Genomic DNA, 22,259 nt, shown 5'->3' on the forward strand with positions numbered 1-22,259 from the left:
CCCCCGCCGATCCCGCGCAGAATCCGCAGACCCGCCACCGTGTCGGTGGTGATGGTGGTAAGTGCCGACTGTGCCTCCCGCTGCACCGACTGGCGACGTTGCAACGGCCGGATTACCGGCGTGATCGCCCACGCCACCACCGGCATCCCCACCAGCACGATCACGCCCAACCGCACTGACGTGCTCAGCATGACCACCGCCACCACCAGGAAGGCGCAGGCGGACCCGATCAGCTCCGGCAGCCGCTCGGCGAAGTTTCCGATGTACTGGGCGTCCGAGGCGACGATTGAGGCGACCTCCCCGGAGGAGACCTGCCGGGGCAAGTCGGCGCCGGTGGTGGACACCTGCCGCCCCACCAGACGCGTGATGTCGAAGTTGATTCGCATCCACCCGTGCACACGGAAGTAGGACAGCAGGGTGTCACCCACCGCGTAGACCACGAACAGCCCCAGCAGGGTCAGGGCAATCGCCCACACGCGGCCGTTCAGCCCGTGCTCGATGCCCGCGTCCAGGGCGGCGCCGAGGAAGGACGGCACGATCGCCTGGATGATGCTGGAGACGATCGCCGCGGCGGTGGCGACTGCCAGCGGTGGGGCGGCACGGCGCAGCAGCCAGCGCAGCAGTCTCCCCGGTGACGTGCCGGCGGGCGGGTGGGGGAGCGGGGCGTCGGGCTGCGGCAGCAGTCGTCGGACGGCGGCGCGGGGCATTCGGGAGTCGGCCATGGTGCCATGAGGCTAGCCGCCCCCGAGCAAACGGGCGCCGCCCAATCGGTGTGGGAAGGGACGCTTCGAAGGCGGGAATAGGCGTCGGCGCGGGTACCGGTCCATGCCGGGGTGCCCGCGCAGGGAGCCGGCCGGTGTCGGGGCCCCTACACCGGCCGAGCCGGGCGCTACTGGTAGGTGTCGAGCACGCGCAGCTTGCGCGAGGTCACGTACCGGGCGTAGGCCTTGGCCCGCGCCTCCAGGTCGGCTGTGTGCATCGTCGTCGCCCCGGGGGTGACGAAGGGCTCCAGGTAGTCGGTGCCGATGATGACGCTGGTGGCCTGGAAGGGGCGCAGCACGTCGTTCATGGTGTAGCCGGAGGAGGCGGCGTCCCGATCGCGCCGACGCCGTCGGAACAGCACGTCGGTCACCGAGCGGCGGGTGTCGAAGCGCCGGTAGTGTGCGGCCACCGCGCCGGCGGACACGGCCAGCAGCAGCTCCTTGCCCTGCAGGGCGTCCCCGTTGGTGCCGTAGGCCCACCCCCAGGTCAGGACGTCGTCCTCCCACTTCTTCAACAGCGGCGGACTGGAGTACCACTGGATCGGGAACTGAAGCACGATCCGATCGGTGCGTTCCAGCAGGTCCTGCTCAGCCTCGACGTCGAAGTTGAAGTCGGGGTACAGGGCGTACATGTCGCGGATCTCGACTCCCTCCAGTCCCTCCGCCGCCTGCGCCAGGCGCAGGTTGATGGTGGACTGGCTGAGATCGGGATGAAAGATGAAGATGGTGGTTTTCGCCATGGCATTCCTCAACAGGCGCGGGCGGGTCTGGTACCTCCGATGGCCGGGCGCGGCGAGAGTCGACACGAGTCGACCATCTAACCGCAGGCTTACGGGAAGGTAATGGCATGGTAACGGACTGGAGTGGGGTTATGCAGGTGCCCCGTCCGGTTCTGTGGTTGACACGACTCGCGGGGCTGGCTCCAGCACCGGCGCCAGCGCGGATAGCACGCCGACGCCGCAGCCGATCGCCAGCGGTAGCAGCAGTTGCCGCCAGGGGATCGCGAAGCCGCCAATTCCCTGGTCGGCCAGCACGGCTCCTCCCACCCCGGCCAGCAGCAGTCCGGTCGCCGCGCCCAGGACCAGTCCGGCTACGCAGGCAAGGGTGAATTCACACAGGAGCTGCGCGGCCCGCTGGCCTCGGCTCTGCCCCACCGCTCGCATGAGCGCACTCTCACCCGTCCGCTCAGCGGCCGATGCCGCCAGGGCTCCGGCCGCGCACAGACCGGCGAGTGCGCTCACGCAGATCAGCAACGCGGGCAGTGCATCCAGTTGTGCAGCCGCCTGTTCAGGGACGGCCTGATCCGCCACGGTGGCGCGCAGTGAGACGGCGAGCGGCGCGCCCGCGCAGACCGCCGCAGTGGCGAGCAGCGGGGCCACCGCGATGGCGGCCGCACTGCGGGGTGTCGCCGCCACCTGCCGCAGCGCCAGCCGGCCGCTGGAACCCAGCCGCGCCGGCAGCCCCAACACGGCGACCAGCGCGCGCACCGCCTGCGGCAGCGCAATGAGCAGGCCGACGAGCAACACTCCGGCCGCTGCCCACAGCACGCCGACACGGTGAGTCAGGGCATCCGCGCGCCAGACCACGACGCTGCCAAACGCGCCCACAACAAGTAGCACTGCGCCGATGACGCCGCGTGCCGACAGCGGCTGTTGCGGTTTGGAGGGCGCGGCCGGCGTCGTCCCCGGTGGGGCGGTGGCCGCGCGTAAGGCGGGCGGCAGGGTGCCGACGAGCGTGGCCAATAGGGCCGTGCCGGCGGCGAGCTCCCGCGCCATCAGCGCCTCGCCGGAGTCCCAGGTCGGGTTGAGGGCCGAGGCGAGTTCGGCGGTGAGCAGGCGCGGCGCCCCAATGCTGGCGAGCAGGCCGAGCGCGCTGCCCAGCAGGCCGATGACAACCGCCTGGAGGAGCACGGTGTCCACCAGCAGCGACGTGGACGCCCCGGTCGCCCGCAGGAGCGCGAACACCCCAGCGCGCCGACGCAGGCTCGTACTGAACGCCTCGGCGACGATCAGCGCGAGCATGAGTCCCGTCAAGCCGCCGAGGCCCAGCACCAGTGCATGTGTGCCGCCCCGAGCCAGCGGGTCGGCCTGACCGCTTACCACCGATCCGCCGCCCCGGTCGGCGGCGACAAGCGCGAAGGCGCCGACCATGATGACCGTGGCCGCGGCGACGACCACGGCAAGCAGGAGGGCGGGGCCGGGCCGCATGCGCACGCCGCGCCAGGCCGCCCGGATCACTGGTAGCCCCAGGGGTTGTTGCGGTCCGTGCCGTCCGCCCCGGCACCGCCGGAGCCGGCGGCCCGATGCGGCCGTCGCCCGGGTCGGGCCGGACGGTCGCCGGGGTCGTCCCAGTCGTGTGGAGCGGCGTCGTAGTCGCGCGCTGACCTGCCGGGGCGGGAGCGCTCGGCGGGATCGTCCCAGTCGTGGGGACGGTTACCGCGGGTGTGGGAGCGGGCGGATCCCCGGGTGCCGAGCGGTTGCGCCCAGGCCTCCTCCACCTGCGAGACCTCCCGCTCGACGCTGCCGACGCCGATGTTGGCGTTGGCAGCGTCGCCCAGATCGTGTAGAGCATCCAGGAGCCGATCGCGGTCCGGCTGATTCATTTCGGCAACGATATTGCCGTCTTGCAGGAACAGGACGGTGTCCGCGTGGGCGGCCACGTCGGCGTTATGGGTGGCGACGATGACGCTCTGCTCCAGTTCGTCGACCGCGGTGCGCAGGATGCGCAGGATCTGCGCGGCGGCCGGCGAGCCGAGGGAGCCGGTCGGCTCGTCGGCGAGCACCACCGCCGGAGCGCCGAGGAGTGCGCGGGCGCTGGCCACTCGCTGGGCCATCTCCGGACTGAGCTCGTCGGGGCGGTAATCGAGACGGCCCCGCAGGCCGACGACGTCGACGATCCGGTCCAGGCGCGCGGTATCGACGGGCCGCCGGGCCAGCGTCAGCGGCAGGGTGATGTTCTCGACGACGCTCAGGGAGGGGACGAGGTTGTGGGACTGGAAGATCAGGCCGATCCGTTCGCGCCGCAGGCGAGTCAGACGGCGCTGGTTCAGCAGGGAAATCTCTTCGTCGTCGAGGATGATCGTCCCCGAGGTGGGGGTCTCCAGGCCCGCCAGGCAGCGCAGCAGAGTCGTCTTGCCTGCGCCGGAGGGGCCCAGGATGGCGGTGAAGCGGCCGTGAGCGATGTGCGCGTCCACCGACTCCAGGGCGGTGACCGCGCTTTCGCCGCTGCCGAAGAGCTTGGACAGGTTGCGGGCGGTGACGACCGGATCCCCAACCGGCCCGTGGGCCATCAGCCCCTCCGGGTGACGGCGGCTCATACGTGTCTCGCGGCGGGGCGGCGTGGATGAGGTACTCAGGTGACGCGCCTCGGGCGAGGAGGATTCCCCGGGTGCAACTGTGGTCATAACGGTAGTGTCACACGTAATCGCGCCGTGGGTGAAGCGTGCGGCCGCGTGTGAATGTGTACGCCTACTCCCAGCCGAGTTCGTGCAGGCGGGTGTCGGAGATGCCGAAGTGGTGGCCGACCTCGTGGATGACGGTTACCGCCACCTGCTCCACCAGCTCCTCCCGGCTGCGGCACCAGCGCTGCAGCGGGCCCTGGAAGATGAGGATGCGATCGGGCAGCGCCAGGGACCAGCCGGCGTCGCGCTCGGTTAGCGGCACGCCGTCGTACAGGCCCAGCAGGGTGGGGCGGCCGGCGGCGTCGTAGTCGTCGGGGCCGAGCATGTCCGCATCCGGTTCGTCCTGGACCAGCACCACCACGTTGTCCATTTCGGCGGCCAGTTCCTCCGGGATGGCGTCCAGGGCGTCGGCGACGGCGGACTCGAACTCGGCGTCGGACAGGTGGACCGGGGTCATGGGAACAGCCTGCCATGCGTGGGCAAGCGGCCGTTTGGGTGAGGGTGTCTGTGGGATTTCGGCGGGCGGTGAGCAGAGTCACGCCCGTAAGATTTGCGCAGACGGGTCCCGTCCCAATACCGTACATCCCGGTTCAAGGCGCGACGACGCCAAGGGCACCGGGCCCCCATCGTCTAGCGGCCTAGGACCCCGCCCTTTCACGGCGGTAGCACGGGTTCGAATCCCGTTGGGGGTACGATTCACGTAAGTGATGACATATTGGCCTCGTGGCGCAGTTGGTTAGCGCGCCGCCCTGTCACGGCGGAGGTCGCGGGTTCAAGTCCCGTCGAGGTCGCGGATGCGGGTCGCTCAGTCGGAAACGGCTGGGCGATCGCGCACCTAGGCTCTGTAGCTCAGTTGGTAGAGCGTTCGACTGAAAATCGAAAGGTCACCGGATCGACGCCGGTCGGAGCCACGGCGATGGCCCTCGGGACCCACAAGGTCCCGGGGGCTTCGCTCATTTCGCCGGTTCCGTACCGTCGACAGGGGATTGTCGGTGTGAGTGTGTGGGTTATCGGCGCGAACGTGGTGCTTTAGGTCGGCGTGTCGTGGGGAGGCCGGGTCGTCAGCGCGGATGTGTGTGGTTGGGGCGTGTTGTGGTCTGCCTGCTGGTTCGTTCGGCCGGGCTCTTGTGTGGGTGGTGGTGTCCGGCGTCGGGGCTGGGGTGGCTTTGCACGACCCTGGGTGACACTGCACGACCCTGGTGCGCTTTCCACGACCCCGGGGTGGTCGTGCAACAGGCACCAAGGTCGTGGAACGCGGCCCGAGGTCGTGCAAAACACGAGGCGGGTCAGTGGCTCGGACCCCGGATGCGTTTGGCCGCGCTCTGTCCCGGGGCGGGGCTCGTAGCGTGGTGTCAATTCCGCGAATGCCTTTGATCCCCAGCCGGCATGTCAGCAGGATCCCCGCACCACCAGCCGGGCCGGCACCAGCACCGGTTGCCCGTCCCAGGTCTCATCGAGGATCGACCGCAGCATGTCGGTGGCGGTCCGTCCGAGCACATCGGTGGGATTGTCGATCGAGCTCAGCGGCGGGTCCGCAGCCGCCGCCTGGGGTGTGTTGTCGCAGGAGACCAGGGCGACGTCGTCGGGCACCCGCAGTCCCCGCTCGCGCCAGGCCCTGAGCGCCTCCAGCGCCATCAGATCCGAGGATGCGAACACGCCGTCGACCTCACCGGACTCGATCCGTGGCGCCAGCGCCTCGCCGGCTGCGCGCCCGGAGTCGGAGGTAAATGCGCCCTCCAGCAGGAGCGGGTCGATGCCCTCCCCGGCCATTACGTCCCGGAAGCCCCGCAAGCGGTCGTGTGCGGCCACCATGTCCAGCGGGCCGGTGATGATCGCCGGCCGTCGCACCCCCCGGTCGAGCAGGTGCACGGCGGCGAGCCTGCCGGCGGAGACGTTGTCCAAGTCGACCCAACTGTTATGGGTCTGCCGGGACACCGGTCGGCCGATGAACACCACCGGGATGTTGGTGCTCACAATGGCCTCCACCTGCCCGCTGAAGCGGTGATGGGAGATGACGATCGCCCCATCAACCGAGCCGTTGCGCAGGTACTTGGCGGCGCGGCGGCCATGGCCGGCCTGGTCGGCGAAGACCATGACCAGCTGAATGTCCGCCGCGTCCAGGGCGCTGGAGATCTCCAGGACCGTCTGGGTCAGGAAGGGGTCGGAGAAGATCATCTGGTCCGGCTCCGGGATGACCACGGCGACCGTGCCGGTGCGGTGGGACACCAGTGCCCGCGCCGCCGAGTTCGGGATGTACCCCAGTGAGTCGACGGCGGCCCGTACGGCCTTCATCTTCTTGGCGGTCACGCCGGTGTCCCCGCGGACCACCCGTGAGGCGGTGGCCCGGGAGACCCCGGCGGCACGGGCCACGTCCTCCAATGTGACCCTGTCGGACGAGCGCATGGGAGCCTCCCGTCATTCCAAGTCGAAGCCGTTGTTGCGCACCACCGCGGAGAACCAGTCGGCCGACGCCTTGGGGATGCGCTCCAGTGTGTCATAGTCCACCCGGACGATGCCGAAGCGCTTGGTGTAGCCGCGGGCCCACTCGAAGTTGTCCATCAGCGACCACACCAGGTACCCCTCCACGCGGGCGCCGTCGGCGATGGCAGCGTGCACGGCGACCAGGTGGTCGCGGATGTAGGCCAGACGGTCCAGGTCTTCAACCCGTCCGTGCGCGTCGGGCTGGTCGCGGTAGGCGGCGCCGTTCTCCGTGATGACGATCGGGATGCCGGCCGCGTCCGGGCCCGCCGTCGAGGTGTACTCGCGGTCCAGCCGCAGCAGCAGCTCATACAGGTCGTGGGGCTCCACCTGCCAGCCCATATCCGTGACCGGCAGGTCCTGCGGCACCGCGCGCACATTCTCCGAGCCGACATTCGACGACGCTCCCGCGCCCGCCTCCGGCCCGCCGAACAGCCGACCCGGCTCGGGCCCGGCCACGGTCTGACCGTTGTAGAAGTTGACCCCCAGCACGTCGATGGGCTCGCTGATGGCCTCCATGTCCCCCGGGCGCACCCAGTCGTGGATGTCCGCCCAGACGGCCATGTCGGCCACGACGTCGGCCGGGTAGGCGCCGCGTATCAGTGCCTCCAGGAAAAGGCGGTTCTGGGTGCCGTCCACCCGGCGGGCGGCGTCCCGGTCGGTGGGGCTGGACGGGTCGGCGGGGTGGGCGGGGGAGAAGTTCAGCGTGATGCCGATGCGCGGGCTGCGGCCCGCGGCGGCCCCGGCCTCCCGCAGTGCCCGCACCGCCAGACCGTGCCCCAGCATGAGGTGGTGGACCGCCGCGACCGCCTGTGCCGGCTCGTTGACCGCGGGCGCATGTTCCGCGCCCGCATAGGACAGGAAGGAGGAGCACCAGGGCTCGTTGAGCGTGGTCCAGATGTCCACCTTGTCGCCCAGGCGTGCGTAAACGGCCCGGGCGTAGTCGGCGAAGGCCTCGGCGGTGGAGCGGGCGGTCCAGCCGCCCTCCTCCTGCAGGGCCTGCGGCAGGTCCCAGTGGTACAGCGTCAGCCACGGCTCGATGCCGGCCGCGCGCAGGGCGTCGACCAGGTGCGCATAGAAGTCCAGTCCCTTCTCGTTGACCGTGTGCCCGTCGGGCATGACCCGGGCCCAGGACACTGAGAAGCGGTAGGTGGGCAGGCCCAGCGACTGCATGAGGGCGACGTCGTCGTCGACCCGGTGGTAGTGGTCGCAGGCGACCTCGACGGTGGAACCGTCGTCGATGGCGCCGGGGCGACGGCACAGGACGTCCCAAATGGAGTCGCCCTTGCCGTCCTCGTGGGCGGCGCCCTCGACCTGGGCGGCGGCGGTGGCTACGCCCCAGCGGAATCCGGGCGGGAAGGTGATTGCGGTCATCCCTTAACAGCTCCTTGCATGATGCCGGAGACCAGCTGGCGTCCGGCGAAGACGAACAGGATCAGCAGCGGCACGGTGGCGACAACCACGCCCGCCATGATGAGTGAGTAGTCCTTGAAGTAGGAGGCCTGCAGTAGCTGCAGAGCGACCGGCAGGGTCGGGTTCTTCGCCCCCAGCACGATGAAGGGCCAGAAGAAGTTCGTCCACGAGCCCACGAAGGTGAACAGGGCAAGCATGGACGCGGCGGGCCGGGCCGCCGGCAGCGCCACCGACCAGAAGGTGCGGAACATGGAGGCCCCGTCCACCCGCGCCGCCTCAATCAACTCGTACGGCAGCGCGTCGCGGATGTACTGGGTCATCCAGAACACGCCGAAGGCGGAGACCATCGCCGGCACAATCACGGCGACCAGCTGCCCGGTCCACCCCAGTTTGGCCATCACGATGAACAGTGGCACCACACCCAGCTGCGCGGGCACGGCCATGGTGGCGATCACGAAGGTCAGCAGACCGTCGCGGCCGCGGAAGCGCAGCTTGGAGAAGGAGTAGCCGGCCAGCGTGGAGAAGAACACCACCGACAGCGACACGATCAGGGAGACGATCAGGGAGTTCAGGAAGGCTCCCCACAGGTCGATGCCGGAGTTGATCACCCGGTGGATGTTGTCAATGAGGTCCCCCTTAGGAATCAGCGAGGGGATCGGGTGCTTGGCGATCTCGGCGGCGTTGGAGGTGGCCAGCAGGAAGGCGAAGTACAGCGGGTAGGCGCTGATCAGGACGGCGGCGATCAGGAAGATGTAGCCCACCGGTCCCGGGCGGCGGTCCGGCCCGAAGCCCCGGTGCGCCTGCCTGGCGCGGCGCCGGGCGGCCACGCGGGCGGCCCGCTTGCCCGCCGTCTGCTCGATCATTGCCAACGACGGCTCGTTGCTGCTCATGACAAGACTCCCTCCGTGCTGCTGCTGGCGATGCCGGTGCTGGCCCGGCTGCTGGATCCGGTGCGCTCGCGGCCCGGCCGACGCCGCCGGCGTTTCTTGGCCGGGGCGGTGCCCGAGGAGGAGATGCGCCGGGTGAGCATGAAGCTGAGCGAGGCGAACAGCAGGATGATCAGGAACAGGATCCAGGCGACCGCCGAGGCCCGGCCGAAGCTCTTCTGCGGTCCCCAACCCAGCTGGTACAGGTACATGGTCAGCGTCAGCCACTGGTTGTCGGCGCCGCCGTTGCCCATGGTGTCGAACATGCGCGGCTCGTCGAAGATCTGCAGGCCGCCGATGGTGGAGTTGATGACCACGAAGATGATCGTGGAGCGCAACTGGGGGATGGTGACCGACCAGAACTGCCGCATGCGGCCCGCGCCGTCGACCGTGGCCGCCTCGTACAGCTCACGGGGGATGGCCTGCATGGCCGCCAGGATGATCAGGGCGTTGTAGCCGGTCCAGCGGAAGTTGACCATGTTGGCGATCGCGATGTGGGACCAGAAGGCCGAGGCGTGCCAGCCGATCGGGCCGATCCCGATGTGACCGATGATGGCATTGATCATGCCGGACTGGTCGGCGAAGAGCTTGGAGAAGATGATTGACACGGCCACCGGGGCGACGACGTAGGGCAGCAGCACCCCCATGCGCCAGAAGGTCTTGGCCCGCAGGTTGGTGTTGAGCACGTAGGCGATCAAGATGGCCAGGATGATCTGCGGCACGCTGGAGAGCAGGAAGATGGAGAAGGTATTGCGCAGGGCGATCCAGAAGTTCGGCTGGTGCACCACGTTGATGTAGTTGTCCAGCCCGGTGAATCCCTGGTCGCCGCCGATCAGGTGCCACTTGTGGAATGAGACCCAGGCCGTGTACAGCAGTGGGTACAGACCGGTGATGGCGAAGACGATGAAGAACGGGGCGATGTACAGGTACGGGGAGACGACGAAGTCGAGGCGCCCCAGCTTGTCCCGCCGGGACATGGACCCGCGCCGCTGCGAGCGCGTCGGTGGGGTGGGCGCGGTCCGGCGGTCCCGCGTCGAGATTGCTGCTGACGTCATTGCCGATCCTTTCCGGTCAGCGGTCGGGAAATGTCGTGGCGCGGTCCGGCGCGCGGGTTTCCGCGGTACCGGGCCGCGCCACGAGCATGTGCGGGTGCCTGCGGGCGCTACTCGAGCCCGAGCTGGTCGAACTCGCTCAGCGCCTTGTCCCAGGAGGAGTCGGCATCGTCGGTGCCGTCCACGTCCACGCGAGTGAGCGCGTCGGTGACGACGGTGGTGATGGCGAAGAAGTTCGTGCCCTTGTACGGGGAGATCTCGATCTTCTTGGACATGTCGGAGTAGATCTGGCCGATCGGCGCGTCGTTGAAGAACTCGTTGCTGTACTCCAGCAGGGCCGGGTCATCCAGCGCCGCGGTCTGCGAGGGGAAGTTGCCCTTCGTCTGGAAGGCCGTGATCTGCTGCTCGGGGGCAGTCAGCCAGTCGGCCAGCGCCTTGGCCTCCTCCTGGTGCTCGCCCTGGGTGGGAACGGTCAGGTAGGAGCCGCCCCAGTTGCCGCCGCCTCCGGGGAAGACCGGAGCCACGTCCCAGCCCTCGACGCCCGCGGCGTTGCCCTCGACCACGCCGAGCATCCACGGCGGGCAGAGCATGGTGGCGAAGCCATCGTTCTGGAAGGCGTTGACCCAGTCCTCACTCCACTGCGACAGGCCTGCGGACAGCCCGGCGTCGGACTGCTCGAGGATCGTGTCGTAGGTGTCGCGGATCGTGGTGTTGGACTCCAGCGGGATGACGGTGTCGTCGTCGTTCTCGAAGGGGTTCTCGATCTGGTTCAGCATGCCCTGGTAGGTGCCGGTCGCGGAGTCGTACCACGGAATGCCGGTGGCGTCGACGAACTGCTTGCCGACCTCGAAGTAGTTGCCCCAGTCGCCGTCCAGAAGCTCGGCGACCTCGTCGCGGTCGGTGGGCAGGCCGGCCTGCTCGAACAGGTCGGCGCGGTAGCACACGGCCTCCGGGCCGGCGTCGGTGCCGTAGCCGATGAGCTTGCCGTCGGCGGTGGTGGCCGGAGCGGTCTTGAACTCGGGCCAGCGGTCGGCGACCGAGTCGGAGGACAGGTCGACGAACTGGTCGGAGTACTGCATGAGTTCGGGCAGCCAGTCCATCTCGATGGCCTCGACGTCGGCCAGGCCCGAACCCGCGGCGAGGCGGGTGTTCATGTTGTCGCGGGCCTCGTTGGAGGTGGCGGCCTTCTTCTCAACAACCTTGATGCCCGGGTTCTGCTTCATGTACTCGTCGAGCAGATCGTCGTAGCCGAACTCGTTGAACGTGGCGATGGTGAGGGTGATCTGGCCGTCCGCGTCCGTGCCTGAGGACTCGGAGCCTCCCGAGCCGCAGCCGGCGAGGGCTAGCGCGCCGACGGCGAGGACGCTGAGGCCGGCCATGGCCTGCTTCTTGAACACGATGACTCCTTTGTTGGGATGCGTGGCGCAGCACTGCGCCGCGGTGTTCGTTTGAGAGCGCTCTTGGGTTGGCCTCCCTTGCATGAGAGCGCTCTCAAGGGGTGGGTTAATCATGGCACACATTCGCCACGGCGTCCACTCGCGGTGTCTGGGCGGTCGTCATCGGGCAGGTCTGCTGTCGTGCGGCTCTTCCCTCGGGCGCTGGGCCTTGTCTCGTACACGAGTTCCTCGCAAAGACACGTGTTTTGGAGGTTTGCGGGCGCAGGGCACGTGCAAATCTCTAAAACTCGTGTTCCTGACGCGAACTCGTGCTCCTGACGAGTCGTCGCCCCGAACGTATGAACTGTCAGCACGCCTGGTGGGTGATTCCGGGGAGGTGCTTGACATCCGCGGGTAAACACGCAGGCGGTGGGAACACGGTTCCCGCGGGCAGGGCCCTGACTGATCTGTCAGGCCCCGATGAAGAAGTCCGGTCGCACTGCCGCTGGCACCCCTGCAACACCCCGCGACACGCCGGCCCGAAGCAACGCGTCCGCGCCGACAATCCGCTTGCTTGCGGTCGATGGCGTGGGCCCGCGTCCGTAGGCGTGGCAGACGTACCCGGCTTCCGGCCCCGCCAGACGCGGTGATAAGACGGCTCAACAACTCGGCGCCCAAGTGGGCATCCGCCCAAGCCGGCCGGAGGTCCCGACGCCCTCGACGGTCACGCTCAAAACCCCGGCCGCTCCCGGGTGTGGCGGCGACGGGCGCCTCAGTAGCGAGTCCGGACGGCTCAGCGGGAGCGCCAGGAGCGCAGACCGGCCTCACCTGCGGCGATCGCGCCGAACAGGACGCCCGCAATCGGCCAGAGCATCCAGGTGATGCCCCAGTCGGAGGAGATGAAGGACCACGCCAGGAAGATGACTACACACCCGATCCAGTACGGCCCGGCGATCGCTTCAATGAACGGGGAGTCTCCGGGGTTTCGCCAGGTGGGCGCGGCGTCGGCGGGGCGGCCCTCCTCGGTGATGGTTGTATGTGTCATGGCGGCCCAGGTAGTCGGCAGGAAAATACGCAGCCCGGCCGCGACCATGAACAGGGTGAGGACTAGTCCCAACGGCGGCCCGGAGCGGTCGGCTGACTCCTGGAATAGGATGCCTGCCCCCACGGTGGGGATTGGAGCCATGATCCACAGGGCGACGGCGATGCTCAGCGCTCGCGACCGCACTCCCTCATGCTCCAGGCGCAACCGCGCGGCCCAGGCGGACACCACCGGATTGCGCGTGAACTTGCCGTCCGTCAGATGGGTCAGGCCTGTGAAGGCCTGATGACGGCGAAGGAGTAGGGACACGGCAGTCGCTACCACCGCGAGGGTGAGGACCAGGCCTACTGCTGCTGCCTGGTCCTCGTTCAGGGGGATGAGACCCAGGCCGTCGTCCCGCGACAGGCCGGGGAGCAGGAACAGCGGCACCGCCGCCAGCACACACAGGGCCACGCCATTGCCGAGCAGGGTGCCGGTGCTGCGCCGCGCCTCGGCGAGCGCCTGGGCCTCCGGCAGCGTAATGACGGGGTACTCCGACGGCGTCGTATCGGGCGTGGTCGGAGCCGCGGCGGGCGCGTCGGCGGCCTCGGCTGCCGACGCGTCGCCGGCGCCGCGAATGTCGGGAAGGATGCCGAGCACGGGTGCCAGCTCCTCCAGGTTTCCGAAGTCGGTGATTACCGAGCCGACCGCCTCGTTGTGCGACTTCCCGGAGGCGACGGCGTCGGCGTAGGCGTCCTCCATCATGGCGTGGAGCTCCCGCTTGGCCTCCAGCAGGCGCGGGGTGGCCGGGTAGGGGGCGAACATGGCCTCGAGGAAGGTGTCGATGGTGTCCATCAGGGTTCCTTGTCTGTCTGGGATCTGGCCGGGCGGGTGGCTGGCCGGATCGGCTGCGGGCGGGTTGTCTGGTGTGGCATCTGTTTGGGGCGGTGATTGTGCGGTCAGGGCGACGTCGACGTATCTGGGTTGTGAGTGCGCTGCGCGAAGCGGTCGATGAGAGCCTTGGTGTCCTCCCACTCGGCGAGCTTGTCCGTCAGGTGGGTGTTCCCGGCCTCGGTAAGCCGGTAGTAGGTGCGAGGCTTACCCGATTCGCTGGTATCGGCGAAGGAGGAGACCAGCCCCGCCGACTCCAGACGCTTGAGGGCCGAGTACAGCGTGGTCTGCTTGATCGTGTACTGCCCCTGGGCCACCTCGGCGATGGTCTTGGCGAGTTCGTAGGCGTAGGAGGGGCGGTCGCGCAACAGTGTGAGCGCGATCAGATCGATGTAGCCGCGGATGGCGTCGGCGCTAATCATGACGACCTTCCGCGGGGTGCTCCGGCCCTGGGGGTCGGGGCCGGGGTGCGGTGCCTGTTCATACGTCCAACGTACTACGACAGACGTAGTACGTCCAGTGGTGTATGTGGCGCACTTGGGGCAACCCCTGTTCTTCGGGTACGGGCCTACCGTTGGTCACCGGTTGACGGTGGCGCGGCCAGCGCCCGAGTGACCGGAACCGCAGTGATGTGAATGACGGCCGTGTCCCGGACCTACACAGCTCGGGCACAGCGCCGGGCCCTAATCTTGGGCACATGGCCTTCGCACCCGCGGCACTAGCCGCACCAGCACGCACCCTCACGGCGCTGACCGCCGTCCTGAGCGCCGATAATCCCAGCGACTCCGCCACGTCTTCGGCCACCGAAGGCGCCGCCGACGCCGCCGAGGCGGTCGTGGAGGCCACCGCCGACGTATTCGCGCTGGCCTGGCGGGCGGGCATTGGGGCGCTCATCGGCATTGCGCTGGTACTCATACTCGTCGTCGTCCTGCGGGTCATGGGGCAGCGCCGGGCGCTGTACGCCGAGCTGATCCGCTTCTGCCGCAACCCCATGTACGTGCTGGCGGCACTGAGCGGCGCCTTCATCGGCGGGCAGATCGCCTTCTTCGACCTCTCTCAGCCGGACTGGGCGCAGTTCGTGCTCCACGCCCTGGTGATCGGCATCATCCTGTCCGCCACTTGGGTGGTGGTGGGAGTGGCCAAGGCGGTGGAGTCCTCCATCGTGATCGGGGTGCGCGCCCACGGCGACGTCGACCGCACCAAGCGCATCACCACTCAGGCGCAGGTGCTGCGGCGCGTGGCGGAGTTCATCATCGTGATCTGCGGGCTCGTCGGGGTGGCCATGACCTTCCCCTCGGCGCGTGTGGCCATGGCCTCCCTGCTGGCCTCCGCCGGACTGGTCTCGGTCGTCGCCGGCCTGGCCGCCCAGTCGACCCTGGGCAATCTCTTCGCTGGCATCCAGCTGGCCACCACCGACGCTATCCGCGTGGACGACGTCGTGGTGGTCAACGACGAGCAGGGCTTCATCGAGGAGATCACCCTGACCTACGTGGTGGTGCGCGTGTGGGACGGGCGGCGTCTGATCTTCCCCTCCACCTACTTCACTCAGAACCCCTTCGCCAACTGGTCGCGCCGCGGCAGTCAGCTGACCGGCACCTTCACCATCGACCTGGACTGGCGCGCGCCGGTGGCGGCCCTGCGCGCCGAGGTGGAACGGATCCTGTCCGGTTCGTCCGTGTGGGACGGGCGGGTCGCCTCCGTGGACGTCACCGATACCTCCGCGGGCACAGTCACCGTGCGGGTGGCCGTCTCCGGCGCCAACAACGCCGACGTGTTCACCCTCCAGTGCCAACTGCGCGAGGAGCTGGTCGCCTGGCTGCAGCGGGAGGCCCCCTACGCCCTGCCGCGCACCCGCGTGGAGGTCGACAACGTGGACGTCGCCCACGACCCCACGCCGGAGAAGGTGGCTCGCCTGGCCGAGGAGCTCGTCACCCTGCAAAAACCGAACGCCGACGGCGTCGAGCCGGTGGGGGAGACCACGGCCGTGCAGCGCCCCATTGCGGACGACCCGATCGAGGCCGCACGCCTGCGCGCCGTCGCCAAGGGACGGGCGAAGCTCCGCCGCGCCCGCCGGGACAAGGTGCGGCGCCGGCGCATACTCGCCCGGGATGCGGCGCAGGACGGTGCCGTCGCCGACGGCTCCGACACGCCCGCCCGCCCGGCGGCGGACACCGACGAGGCGACCGGCGTCATCTCCACCCAGGAGCAGCAGGCCTACCTGGACGCGAACTCGCCCGCCACCGGCAAGCTCGGCATCGGCAAGTCCAGCACGGATGCCGACGACGACTGAGGCGCAGGGTGAAGCAGCACCGCTGGTATTCCCAGCCCCGCCAGCTCTTCAGGTGAGACTATCCACGCCGGGGCGGGGTTGTCGGCCCGCTGCGGCCGGGCCAGTATGGCGCCATGACCGCCATTGAAAACACGAACTCTGGCCCGCGCCTCGACCCCGCGGCCGTCGCGCGCACCGACGCCGAGTGGCGGGCCGCGCTCAGCCCGCTGGAGTACCACGTACTGCGCGAGGCCGGCACCGAGCGCCCCTACACGGGGGAACTGCTCGACGAGCATCGCGAGGGCATATATCGGTGCCGTGCCTGCGGGGCGGAGCTGTTCCGGTCCACCACCAAGTTCGACTCCCACTGCGGCTGGCCCTCCTTCTACGACCCGTCCCGCACCGACGCCGTGGTGCTGTCCACGGACACCTCGCACGGCATGGTGCGCACCGAGGTGCGCTGCGCGGCCTGCAACAGTCACCTCGGGCACGTCTTCGACGACGCCCCCAGCACTCCTACCGGCCAGCGCTACTGCATGAACTCCGTTAGCCTGAGCTTCGAGCCCGACCTGGACTCCGCCGAGGCCTAGACCCGGCCCGGGGGAGCGCCTATACCGCGGCTCGATACCGGTAGCGCCAATAGGAGGCCAACGTGCTGCGTGTGCTGACTCTGAACCTGCAACACGGTCAGCCCGGCGCCGGCGCGGGCGACGGAACCGCCGTCAGTGGGTCACTGGCCGGCGCCGACATCCACGACCCCGCCACCGCCCGCGCCGTGCTGGCGGCCTTGGCGGAGGAGATCGCCGAGCTCGCCCCCGACGTGATCGCCTTACAAGAGGTGGACCTCGGCCAGGCCCGCTCCGGACGGCTGGACCAGGCGGCAACCCTCGCCGAGCTGCTCGGGTGGCGCTACCGCCGTTTCGCCGCCGCCTACGCGGGCCCCGTCGCCGGGCTGCGCCGTCGCCCATTGCGCACCGCCCTGACCGGCCCCGGCGACGACGTGCTCGGCCCCGCCCGCGCCTGGCTCGGCCAGGGTCCGGTCGGCTTCGGGAACGCGCTGTTGAGCCGGTACCCCGTCACCGTCTGGCGGGTGATGCGGTTGGGGCGTGGTCCGGCCACCCTCCTGCGCCGTGGCAGTCCGGTCGACCCGCGCTCCTATCGTCTATTCACCGCCACCGCCCGCAATCTGCTGGTCGGTCGACTGGAGCCGCCGGAGGGGGTGCTGCCCGGCGTCGACGCGCTCAATCTGGGCGTCACTCATCTGGCCACCCGCGCCGACACCGCCGCAAGGCAGCTCGCCGCGGCCTGGTCCGGACTCGCCGCCCTCCCCGGCCCCCACCTGCTGGCCGGCGACCTCAACCTGCTCGCCGATCAGGTCGCGGCCCTCGGGGTGGCGCGGATGCTCGGCGACGGGCCCACCTTCCCCGCCGCCCGCCCCGTTCGCCGCATCGACCACTTCCTCACCGACCCGGGGCCCGCCGCCAACGGCCCGTCGCCGACGGCGAGCGAAACCGCCGTCCCGGAGGCGGCCGCGTCCGGTGGCGGTCTGCCGGTCGGGCCCCGGCTGTGCGCCGTCGGCGGTGGGGCCCGCGCCTTCGTCGTCTCCGACCATGCCGGCACCTGGATCGACCTCGAGACAGCCGTTTAAAGCGCATAAGGTGGGGGCGTGTCGGATGTCATCGGGGGCTTGGCGGTCTTCGCCGTCGTCATCGCGGTGGGCTGGGTGCTGGTGCGCGCCGGGGCTGTGCCCGTGGGATCCGACACCGTCCTGACCCGACTGTGCTTCTTCGCCGCCACCCCCGCCCTGCTCATCACCACCCTCGCCGGCGCCGACCTCGCGGCCGTCACCTCCCTGGGCACCGCCGTCGCCATCGGGGCTGAACTGCTGGGACTGGTGACCGCATGGTGCGTGCACCGCTGCCTGCTGCACCGGCCGGTGGCCGAGGCGATGATCGGGGCGCTCGCCTCCGCCTACGTCAACGCCGCCAATCTGGGCATACCGGTGCTGGTACTGGTGCTCGGCGACGCCACCGCGGTCGCCCCGATCCTGCTGCTGCAGCTGCTGGTACTCACGCCGCTCGCCTTCACCGTGCTGGATGCCGTGACCCGCCGCGGCAGTCCCTCCCGCTTCGCCACCTACACCCTGCCGCTGCGCAACCCGCTGGTGCTCGCCGTGCTGGTCGGCGTCCTGGTCAACCTCAGCGGCTTCGACCTGGATGCCGCCCTGCGTGGGCACCTCGCCGAGTTGCTCGACACGCTGGGGCGGATCGCCGTGCCGCTGATGATGCTCTCGCTGGGCATGAGCCTGGCCGCCTCCCGGCTGCGGCCGCCGCAGAACGTGGCCGGCGCGCCGAAGCCCGGCCGGGCCGGTGGCGCTGAAGGCACGGGCGGAGCGGCGCCCCGCGTCGTCAACGTGCCGCCCGAGCCGGTGCACGACGCCGCCAGCCGCACCGCCCTGCGCTGGTCCGTGGCTTGGAAGCTGCTGGTCGTCCCCGGCCTGGCCGTGGGGCTGGGGCTGGCGGCCGGGCTGCACGGCGCCGCGCTGCTGATGCCGGTAACGACGGCGTCATTGCCGACGGCGCAGAACGTGTTCATGTACGCCTCCCGCTACGGGGTGGCCAAGCCGCTCGCCCGCGACGCCGTGCTGCTCACGACGGCGGGATTCGTGCCGGTGGTGCTGCTCGCCGCGGCGGTGCTGTGACCCGCTGCCGATGCCGCCGGCCTGCGCACAGCAACGGTGCGCCGCGGGTGAGTCGGCGGGCGGGCCAAGCGTCAGGTTGTGGTGAGGAATCCCCGCAGCCCGCGTTCCAGCAGCACGTCGCGTACCTCCGCCACGATTTCGCGCATGCAGCGTTCGGCCTCCCGGGAGTCTCCCGCGGCGATCGCCTCGGCCACCTGGACGTGCAATTCGAGTGCTTCCGGCTTGGGCGCCTGCAGTCCGCCGTCCAGCCGGGTCCGCCCGGTGAGAACCTCGGCCACCACGTCCGTCAGCGCCGCGAAGGTGTCGTTTTGGCTGGCCTCCAGTACCAGGCCGTGGAAGGCGATGTCGGCGTCGAGATACGAAGCGACCTCGCCCGTGCGCCCGCGCTCGCGGATGGTGGTGGCGAGGCGCAACAGCTCGGTGCGCTGCGGCTCGGTCGCGCGCCGGGCCGCAGCCGCGGCGGCCACGGGCTCAATGGCGGCGCGCAGCTCGGTGAGTGCGCCGAGCTTGGGGCCGTCGGGGGATACCGCCAGCTGCCAGTGAATCACTAGCGGGGACAACGCGGCCCACTCCTGTGGTGGACGCACGATTGCGCCGGTACGGCGGCGTGACTCGACCAGGCCCGCCGATTCCAGGGTGCGCACGCAATCGCGGGCGAGCGTGCGTGAGACGCCGTAACGCGTCTGAATGGACTCCAGGGTGAGCGCCTCTCCCGGGCGCACCTGGCCCGAGACAATCGCGGCGCCGAGCGCGTCGAGTACGCCGCCGCGCAGGGCTGAGGCTGACATGGGCGCTCCTGAGGCAAGTGGTTGTGTGGCGTCGCCGGTGGCGGCCCCAACTGGCTTGGAATCGCGATCATAGCGGCATCGGCATGGTCCCGCGAAGGTTCCCGGCGCGGGAGGTGAGTGCGCCGCAAGTTCATCTTCGGGACTTACGACCTATTTAAAAATAGCACCTAAGCGCGCATAATCGTAGTACGCATGGTCGACAAAGAAGTCCTAGGAGGCCACCATGAAACAACCCGTCGAGCATCTGGTGCTTATGGGCGTCGCAGGCTGCGGAAAGACCACTGCCGCGGCCAATCTCCATGCCGCGTTGGGCTGGCCAGTGGCCGAGGCGGATGATTTCCACCCGCAGGCGAACATCGACAAGATGTCCCAGGGCGTGCCGCTGACCGACGCCGATCGCCGCCCCTGGCTGGAGTCCCTACGCGACTGGATGAGCGAGCAGGCGGCCAGTGGCACAAAGACCATCGTCACCTGCTCCGCACTGAAACGGGCCTACCGGGACCTGCTCTCCCAGGCGGACGGGCGCGTCTTCTTCATCCACCTGGTCGCCGAGCAGGATGAGCTGCGCGAGCGCATGGAGCACCGAGAGGGGCACTTCATGCCCCCGAGCCTCCTGCCATCGCAATTCGCCACCCTCGAGCCCCTGGCCGACGACGAGGACGGCGTCACCGTGGTCTCGCGTGCCACCCCCGAAGAGACCTTCGAAGCGATCCTTACCGCGCTCGAGGCCGCCGCGCCGGCCTGACCGCGGCCATCCCCCGTTCACACACATCTTCGCCACGGAGACATAGACAATGATGTACACAATCCTGGCTGCTGCAGACGCCGTGCCGCACGCGGGCAGCGACCTGCAGCTGATCCTCGCCGCGCTGGTCGGCATCGCCACAATCATCGTCCTGATCGTCTGGAAGAAGGTCCATCCCTTCCTGGCGCTCACCCTCGGATCGGCCGTACTCGCCCTGGTGGCCGGCATTCCGCTGACCGACACCTTCACCGCCTTTACCTCCGGTTTGGGCTCCACCATCGGAGACGTGGGCACTCTCATCGCCTTCGGTGCCATCATCGGCAAGTTGCTGATCGACTCCGGCGGCGCCGACCAGATCGTCGACACGATCCTGGGGCACACCTCGGCGAACCGGCTCCCCTGGGCCATGGCGCTGATCGCCTTCGTCGTCGGCATCCCGCTGTTCTTCGAGGTGGGCATCGTCCTGCTCATCCCCGTAGTGATGATCGTGGCCCGGCGGGCGCACCAGCCGCTCGTGCTCGTGGGCGTGCCCGCCCTGGCCGGGCTCTCCGCACTGCACGGCCTGGTGCCTCCGCACCCCGGGCCACTCATCGCCATTGACTCCGTCGGCGCCGACCTCGGCATCACCCTCGGCTTCGGTCTGCTCATCGCGATACCGACGGTGATCGTCGCAGGTCCGCTGTCGGCCCGCCTCATGGCCCGCTGGGTGCCGATCGAGGCGCCGGAGCCGCTCGGCGGAAGCGAGCAGGAGCGTACCGGCCAACGGCCCTCCTTCGGGGTGTCCATCGGCGTCGTGCTGCTGCCGGTGCTGCTGATGCTCATGCGCACGGTGGTCGAAACGGCGGCGCCGGAGGGCTCCAACAGCCCAATCGTTCACTTCGCCCTGTTCCTGGGACAACCCATCGTGGCCCTGTTACTGACCGTGCTGGTGGCGATCCTCGTATTCGGCGTGCGCATGGGTGACACCGCCGACGAGATCTCCGCCCGTGTCGGTGGTGCGCTCGGGCCCATTGCGGGCGTGCTGCTGATCGTGGGCGCCGGTGGCGGTTTCAAGCAGACTCTGATCGACTCCGGCATCGCCACCATCATCGCCACCTGGATCGAGCAGGCCGCTGTGCCGGCACTGCTGGCGGGCTGGCTGGTCGCGGTAGCCGTGCGTTTGGCTACTGGTTCGGCCACCGTCGCCACCATCACGGCCGCCGGGATCATGGCGCCGCTGGCACAGACCATGCCGCCCGTGGAAACAGCTCTGCTGGTGTTGGCCATCGGTGCGGGCTCGGTGTTCCTCTCGCATGTCAACGACGCCGGGTTCTGGCTGGTCAAGGAGTACTTCGGCATGACCGTGGGGCAGACCTTCAAGACCTGGTCGCTCATGGAGACGATCCTGTCGGTAACGGCAATGCTGGTCATCATGCTGATCGCCTTGCCTCTGGGGGTGCTGTAGCGGGCAAACCCGGCGCCACCGTGCGCAGGCGTCGGGGTGCCGCCCCGCCCAGTCGTCATGACCGGGCGGGGCATTCTTGTCGGCGTCGGCCGGTTATCGGCGTGTAGGGGCTGTTCGTGTTTGTGGGGGGGGTGGTGGTTCGGGCCTGCGGGTTGTTGTGTGGTGGTCGTGTTCGGGTGTGGGAGGTCGTTTTCGGGCCGGTGGTGAAGCCGACGCCGGCGGTGTTGTGGTCGTGTTCGGGTGTGGGAGGACGACGTCGGGATGGCGAGGTCGTTCTCGGGTTGGCGAGGACGTGTTTGGGTTGATGGGGTTGTGTTTGGGAGGTCGTCGCCGGGCGTATGAGGTCGTGTTCGGGCTGACGAGGTCGTGTTCGGCGGGTGTCGGTTTGCCGAGTACGACCTTTTCATCCCCAAACCCTCCACATTCGGGAGGGTTTGGGGTTGATGAGGACGTTTTGGCCGAGCCCGGGTCGTTCTCGGGCTGATGAGGACGTTGTCGGGCCGGCGGAGGGCGGCGTCGGGCTGGCGTCTGGGCGGTGTCGGGGTGGACGGTCCGTGCGTTTCAGTGACGGTTCGTCAGGTAGCAGCAACGGTTCGGCATGAGCGACGACGGTTCGTACACCTACCCCACGAACCGTCGTCGGATGTGCCGAACCGTCGACCGGAACACACGAACCGTCGACCCGAACATGCGAGCCGTCGCGCCTGATCCACCGTGGTCCACCCCTGCGCAACCTCACCCATCGCGCCACCGGGACAGGCACACCAACCGCCACCCAGGGGCAAGCCTCCTGGCTTTACCGCACCGTACCAACCAGCGGCCCGAACTTAAGCACTGCGCCCACGCCGATAACCCGCGGCGGCCGGGGCGGGTCCACCCGGCCCTCAGGATTCATTGAGATTCGGACTGGAAGGTGTGCATTTCCTGGAGATCAGGCCGGAACGACGTGGGAAGGTGACGGGAAAAGCATGTGTGGGCGGTTGCTTTAATGCAT

The 22,259-nt window shown here is 69.2% G+C and carries 19 protein-coding genes and 3 tRNA genes; 9 read left to right on the top strand and 13 right to left on the bottom strand.

Annotated features, from left to right (window positions below; all coding sequences use genetic code 11):
* From BN1056_RS14870 to BN1056_RS13090, 5 genes are all read right to left on the bottom strand, one after another.
* On the bottom strand, nt 1–722 hold a 722-nt coding region (locus tag BN1056_RS14870; protein WP_244671716.1), incomplete at its 3' end, for an ABC transporter transmembrane domain-containing protein.
* A gap of 167 nt (nt 723–889) precedes the next feature.
* A complete protein-coding gene (locus BN1056_RS13075) occupies nt 890–1,501 on the bottom strand; it encodes an NAD(P)H-dependent oxidoreductase (protein ID WP_210581875.1) in 612 nt (203 codons plus the stop codon).
* Nucleotides 1,502–1,630: 129 nt separating this feature from the next.
* Complete coding sequence (locus BN1056_RS13080) at nt 1,631–2,968, bottom strand: ABC transporter permease (RefSeq protein ID WP_210581877.1); 1,338 nt, start codon at nt 2,966–2,968, stop codon at nt 1,631–1,633.
* Between the two features lie 26 nt (nt 2,969–2,994).
* Nucleotides 2,995–4,164 carry an ABC transporter ATP-binding protein gene (locus BN1056_RS13085; protein ID WP_244671717.1) on the bottom strand — a complete coding sequence of 390 codons (1,170 nt, stop codon included), beginning with the start codon at nt 4,162–4,164 and terminating at the stop codon, nt 2,995–2,997.
* Between the two features lie 64 nt (nt 4,165–4,228).
* On the bottom strand, nt 4,229–4,618 hold the full coding sequence (locus BN1056_RS13090) for a metallopeptidase family protein (RefSeq protein WP_210581879.1): 390 nt from the start codon (nt 4,616–4,618) through the stop codon (nt 4,229–4,231).
* A gap of 162 nt (nt 4,619–4,780) precedes the next feature.
* Between BN1056_RS13090 and BN1056_RS13095 the strand changes: the two genes are divergently transcribed.
* The 3 genes from BN1056_RS13095 to BN1056_RS13105 all read left to right on the top strand — a co-directional run bounded on the left by BN1056_RS13095 (nt 4,781) and on the right by BN1056_RS13105 (nt 5,072).
* Nucleotides 4,781–4,853, top strand: a tRNA-Glu gene (locus tag BN1056_RS13095).
* Between the two features lie 25 nt (nt 4,854–4,878).
* Nucleotides 4,879–4,952, top strand: a tRNA-Asp gene (locus BN1056_RS13100).
* Between the two features lie 47 nt (nt 4,953–4,999).
* Nucleotides 5,000–5,072: transfer RNA gene (locus BN1056_RS13105), tRNA-Phe, on the top strand.
* A 478-nt stretch (nt 5,073–5,550) separates the two neighbouring features.
* Here the strand turns inward: BN1056_RS13105 and BN1056_RS13110 are convergent.
* From BN1056_RS13110 to BN1056_RS13140, 7 genes are all read right to left on the bottom strand, one after another.
* Nucleotides 5,551–6,564, bottom strand: coding sequence for a LacI family DNA-binding transcriptional regulator (locus BN1056_RS13110; protein ID WP_210581881.1), 1,014 nt, complete (start codon nt 6,562–6,564; stop codon nt 5,551–5,553).
* 12 nt (nt 6,565–6,576) lie between these two features.
* The gene (locus BN1056_RS13115; RefSeq protein WP_210581883.1) at nt 6,577–8,013 is read right to left on the bottom strand and encodes a GH1 family beta-glucosidase; all 1,437 of its coding nucleotides are present in this window, start codon (nt 8,011–8,013) and stop codon (nt 6,577–6,579) included.
* Nucleotides 8,010–8,942, bottom strand: coding sequence for a carbohydrate ABC transporter permease (locus tag BN1056_RS13120; RefSeq protein WP_210581885.1), 933 nt, complete (start codon nt 8,940–8,942; stop codon nt 8,010–8,012). The genes BN1056_RS13115 and BN1056_RS13120 overlap by 4 nt, the downstream gene beginning before the upstream one ends.
* Entirely contained in the window at nt 8,939–10,033 is a 1,095-nt protein-coding gene (locus BN1056_RS13125; RefSeq protein ID WP_244671718.1) for a carbohydrate ABC transporter permease, read from the bottom strand. Before BN1056_RS13125 ends, BN1056_RS13120 begins: the two co-directional genes overlap by 4 nt.
* 107 nt (nt 10,034–10,140) lie before the next feature.
* Nucleotides 10,141–11,427: an ABC transporter substrate-binding protein gene (locus BN1056_RS13130; protein ID WP_244671719.1), complete on the bottom strand. Its 1,287-nt coding sequence runs from the start codon at nt 11,425–11,427 to the stop codon at nt 10,141–10,143.
* 772 nt (nt 11,428–12,199) lie between these two features.
* Entirely contained in the window at nt 12,200–13,282 is a 1,083-nt protein-coding gene (locus BN1056_RS13135) for a permease prefix domain 1-containing protein (RefSeq protein ID WP_210581887.1), read from the bottom strand.
* A gap of 104 nt (nt 13,283–13,386) precedes the next feature.
* A complete protein-coding gene (locus BN1056_RS13140) occupies nt 13,387–13,740 on the bottom strand; it encodes a PadR family transcriptional regulator (protein ID WP_210581889.1) in 354 nt (117 codons plus the stop codon).
* A 275-nt stretch (nt 13,741–14,015) separates the two neighbouring features.
* Between BN1056_RS13140 and BN1056_RS13145 the strand changes: the two genes are divergently transcribed.
* The 4 genes from BN1056_RS13145 (at nt 14,016) to BN1056_RS13160 (ending at nt 18,288) form a co-directional block, all read left to right on the top strand.
* Nucleotides 14,016–15,608, top strand: a complete 1,593-nt coding sequence (locus BN1056_RS13145) for a mechanosensitive ion channel family protein (RefSeq protein ID WP_210581891.1) — start codon at nt 14,016–14,018, stop codon at nt 15,606–15,608.
* Nucleotides 15,609–15,721: 113 nt separating this feature from the next.
* Nucleotides 15,722–16,177, top strand: a complete 456-nt coding sequence (gene msrB, locus BN1056_RS13150; protein WP_210581893.1) for a peptide-methionine (R)-S-oxide reductase MsrB — start codon at nt 15,722–15,724, stop codon at nt 16,175–16,177.
* Nucleotides 16,178–16,239: 62 nt separating this feature from the next.
* On the top strand, nt 16,240–17,235 hold the full coding sequence (locus BN1056_RS13155; RefSeq protein ID WP_210581895.1) for an endonuclease/exonuclease/phosphatase family protein: 996 nt from the start codon (nt 16,240–16,242) through the stop codon (nt 17,233–17,235).
* A gap of 18 nt (nt 17,236–17,253) precedes the next feature.
* Nucleotides 17,254–18,288 carry an AEC family transporter gene (locus BN1056_RS13160; protein WP_210581898.1) on the top strand — a complete coding sequence of 345 codons (1,035 nt, stop codon included), beginning with the start codon at nt 17,254–17,256 and terminating at the stop codon, nt 18,286–18,288.
* Nucleotides 18,289–18,359: 71 nt separating this feature from the next.
* Here BN1056_RS13160 and BN1056_RS13165 read toward each other — a convergent pair whose 3' ends face one another.
* Nucleotides 18,360–19,076, bottom strand: a complete 717-nt coding sequence (locus BN1056_RS13165; RefSeq protein WP_210581901.1) for a FadR/GntR family transcriptional regulator — start codon at nt 19,074–19,076, stop codon at nt 18,360–18,362.
* A 223-nt stretch (nt 19,077–19,299) separates the two neighbouring features.
* Here BN1056_RS13165 and BN1056_RS13170 point away from each other — a divergent pair, with 223 nt between their 5' ends.
* Together BN1056_RS13170 and BN1056_RS13175 are read left to right on the top strand one after the other, a co-directional pair.
* Nucleotides 19,300–19,821, top strand: coding sequence for a gluconokinase (locus tag BN1056_RS13170; RefSeq protein WP_210581903.1), 522 nt, complete (start codon nt 19,300–19,302; stop codon nt 19,819–19,821).
* Nucleotides 19,822–19,870: 49 nt separating this feature from the next.
* The gene (locus BN1056_RS13175) at nt 19,871–21,265 is read left to right on the top strand and encodes a GntP family permease (protein ID WP_210581905.1); all 1,395 of its coding nucleotides are present in this window, start codon (nt 19,871–19,873) and stop codon (nt 21,263–21,265) included.
* The last annotated feature ends 994 nt before the right edge of the window (nt 21,266–22,259 follow it).

The sequence above is a fragment of the Actinomyces succiniciruminis genome, from assembly GCF_900002405.1.
In the GTDB taxonomy this organism is placed as follows: Bacteria; Actinomycetota; Actinomycetes; order Actinomycetales; family Actinomycetaceae; genus Actinomyces; species Actinomyces succiniciruminis.

What these genes read in the sequence shown, in the direction of transcription:
- msrB (WP_210581893.1), top strand. Translation starts at nt 15,722, where the DNA reads ATGACCGCCATTGAAAACACGAACTCTGGCCCGCGCCTCGACCCCGCG.
- BN1056_RS13135 (WP_210581887.1), bottom strand. Translation starts at nt 13,282, where the DNA reads ATGGACACCATCGACACCTTCCTCGAGGCCATGTTCGCCCCCTACCCG.
- BN1056_RS13145 (WP_210581891.1), top strand. Translation starts at nt 14,016, where the DNA reads ATGGCCTTCGCACCCGCGGCACTAGCCGCACCAGCACGCACCCTCACG.
- BN1056_RS13075 (WP_210581875.1), bottom strand. Translation starts at nt 1,501, where the DNA reads ATGGCGAAAACCACCATCTTCATCTTTCATCCCGATCTCAGCCAGTCC.
- BN1056_RS13110 (WP_210581881.1), bottom strand. Translation starts at nt 6,564, where the DNA reads ATGCGCTCGTCCGACAGGGTCACATTGGAGGACGTGGCCCGTGCCGCC.
- BN1056_RS13140 (WP_210581889.1), bottom strand. Translation starts at nt 13,740, where the DNA reads ATGATTAGCGCCGACGCCATCCGCGGCTACATCGATCTGATCGCGCTC.
- BN1056_RS13080 (WP_210581877.1), bottom strand. Translation starts at nt 2,968, where the DNA reads ATGCGGCCCGGCCCCGCCCTCCTGCTTGCCGTGGTCGTCGCCGCGGCC.
- BN1056_RS13115 (WP_210581883.1), bottom strand. Translation starts at nt 8,013, where the DNA reads ATGACCGCAATCACCTTCCCGCCCGGATTCCGCTGGGGCGTAGCCACC.
- BN1056_RS13120 (WP_210581885.1), bottom strand. Translation starts at nt 8,942, where the DNA reads ATGAGCAGCAACGAGCCGTCGTTGGCAATGATCGAGCAGACGGCGGGC.
- BN1056_RS13085 (WP_244671717.1), bottom strand. Translation starts at nt 4,164, where the DNA reads ATGACCACAGTTGCACCCGGGGAATCCTCCTCGCCCGAGGCGCGTCAC.
- BN1056_RS13175 (WP_210581905.1), top strand. Translation starts at nt 19,871, where the DNA reads ATGATGTACACAATCCTGGCTGCTGCAGACGCCGTGCCGCACGCGGGC.
- BN1056_RS13090 (WP_210581879.1), bottom strand. Translation starts at nt 4,618, where the DNA reads ATGACCCCGGTCCACCTGTCCGACGCCGAGTTCGAGTCCGCCGTCGCC.
- BN1056_RS13165 (WP_210581901.1), bottom strand. Translation starts at nt 19,076, where the DNA reads ATGTCAGCCTCAGCCCTGCGCGGCGGCGTACTCGACGCGCTCGGCGCC.
- BN1056_RS13170 (WP_210581903.1), top strand. Translation starts at nt 19,300, where the DNA reads ATGAAACAACCCGTCGAGCATCTGGTGCTTATGGGCGTCGCAGGCTGC.
- BN1056_RS13125 (WP_244671718.1), bottom strand. Translation starts at nt 10,033, where the DNA reads ATGACGTCAGCAGCAATCTCGACGCGGGACCGCCGGACCGCGCCCACC.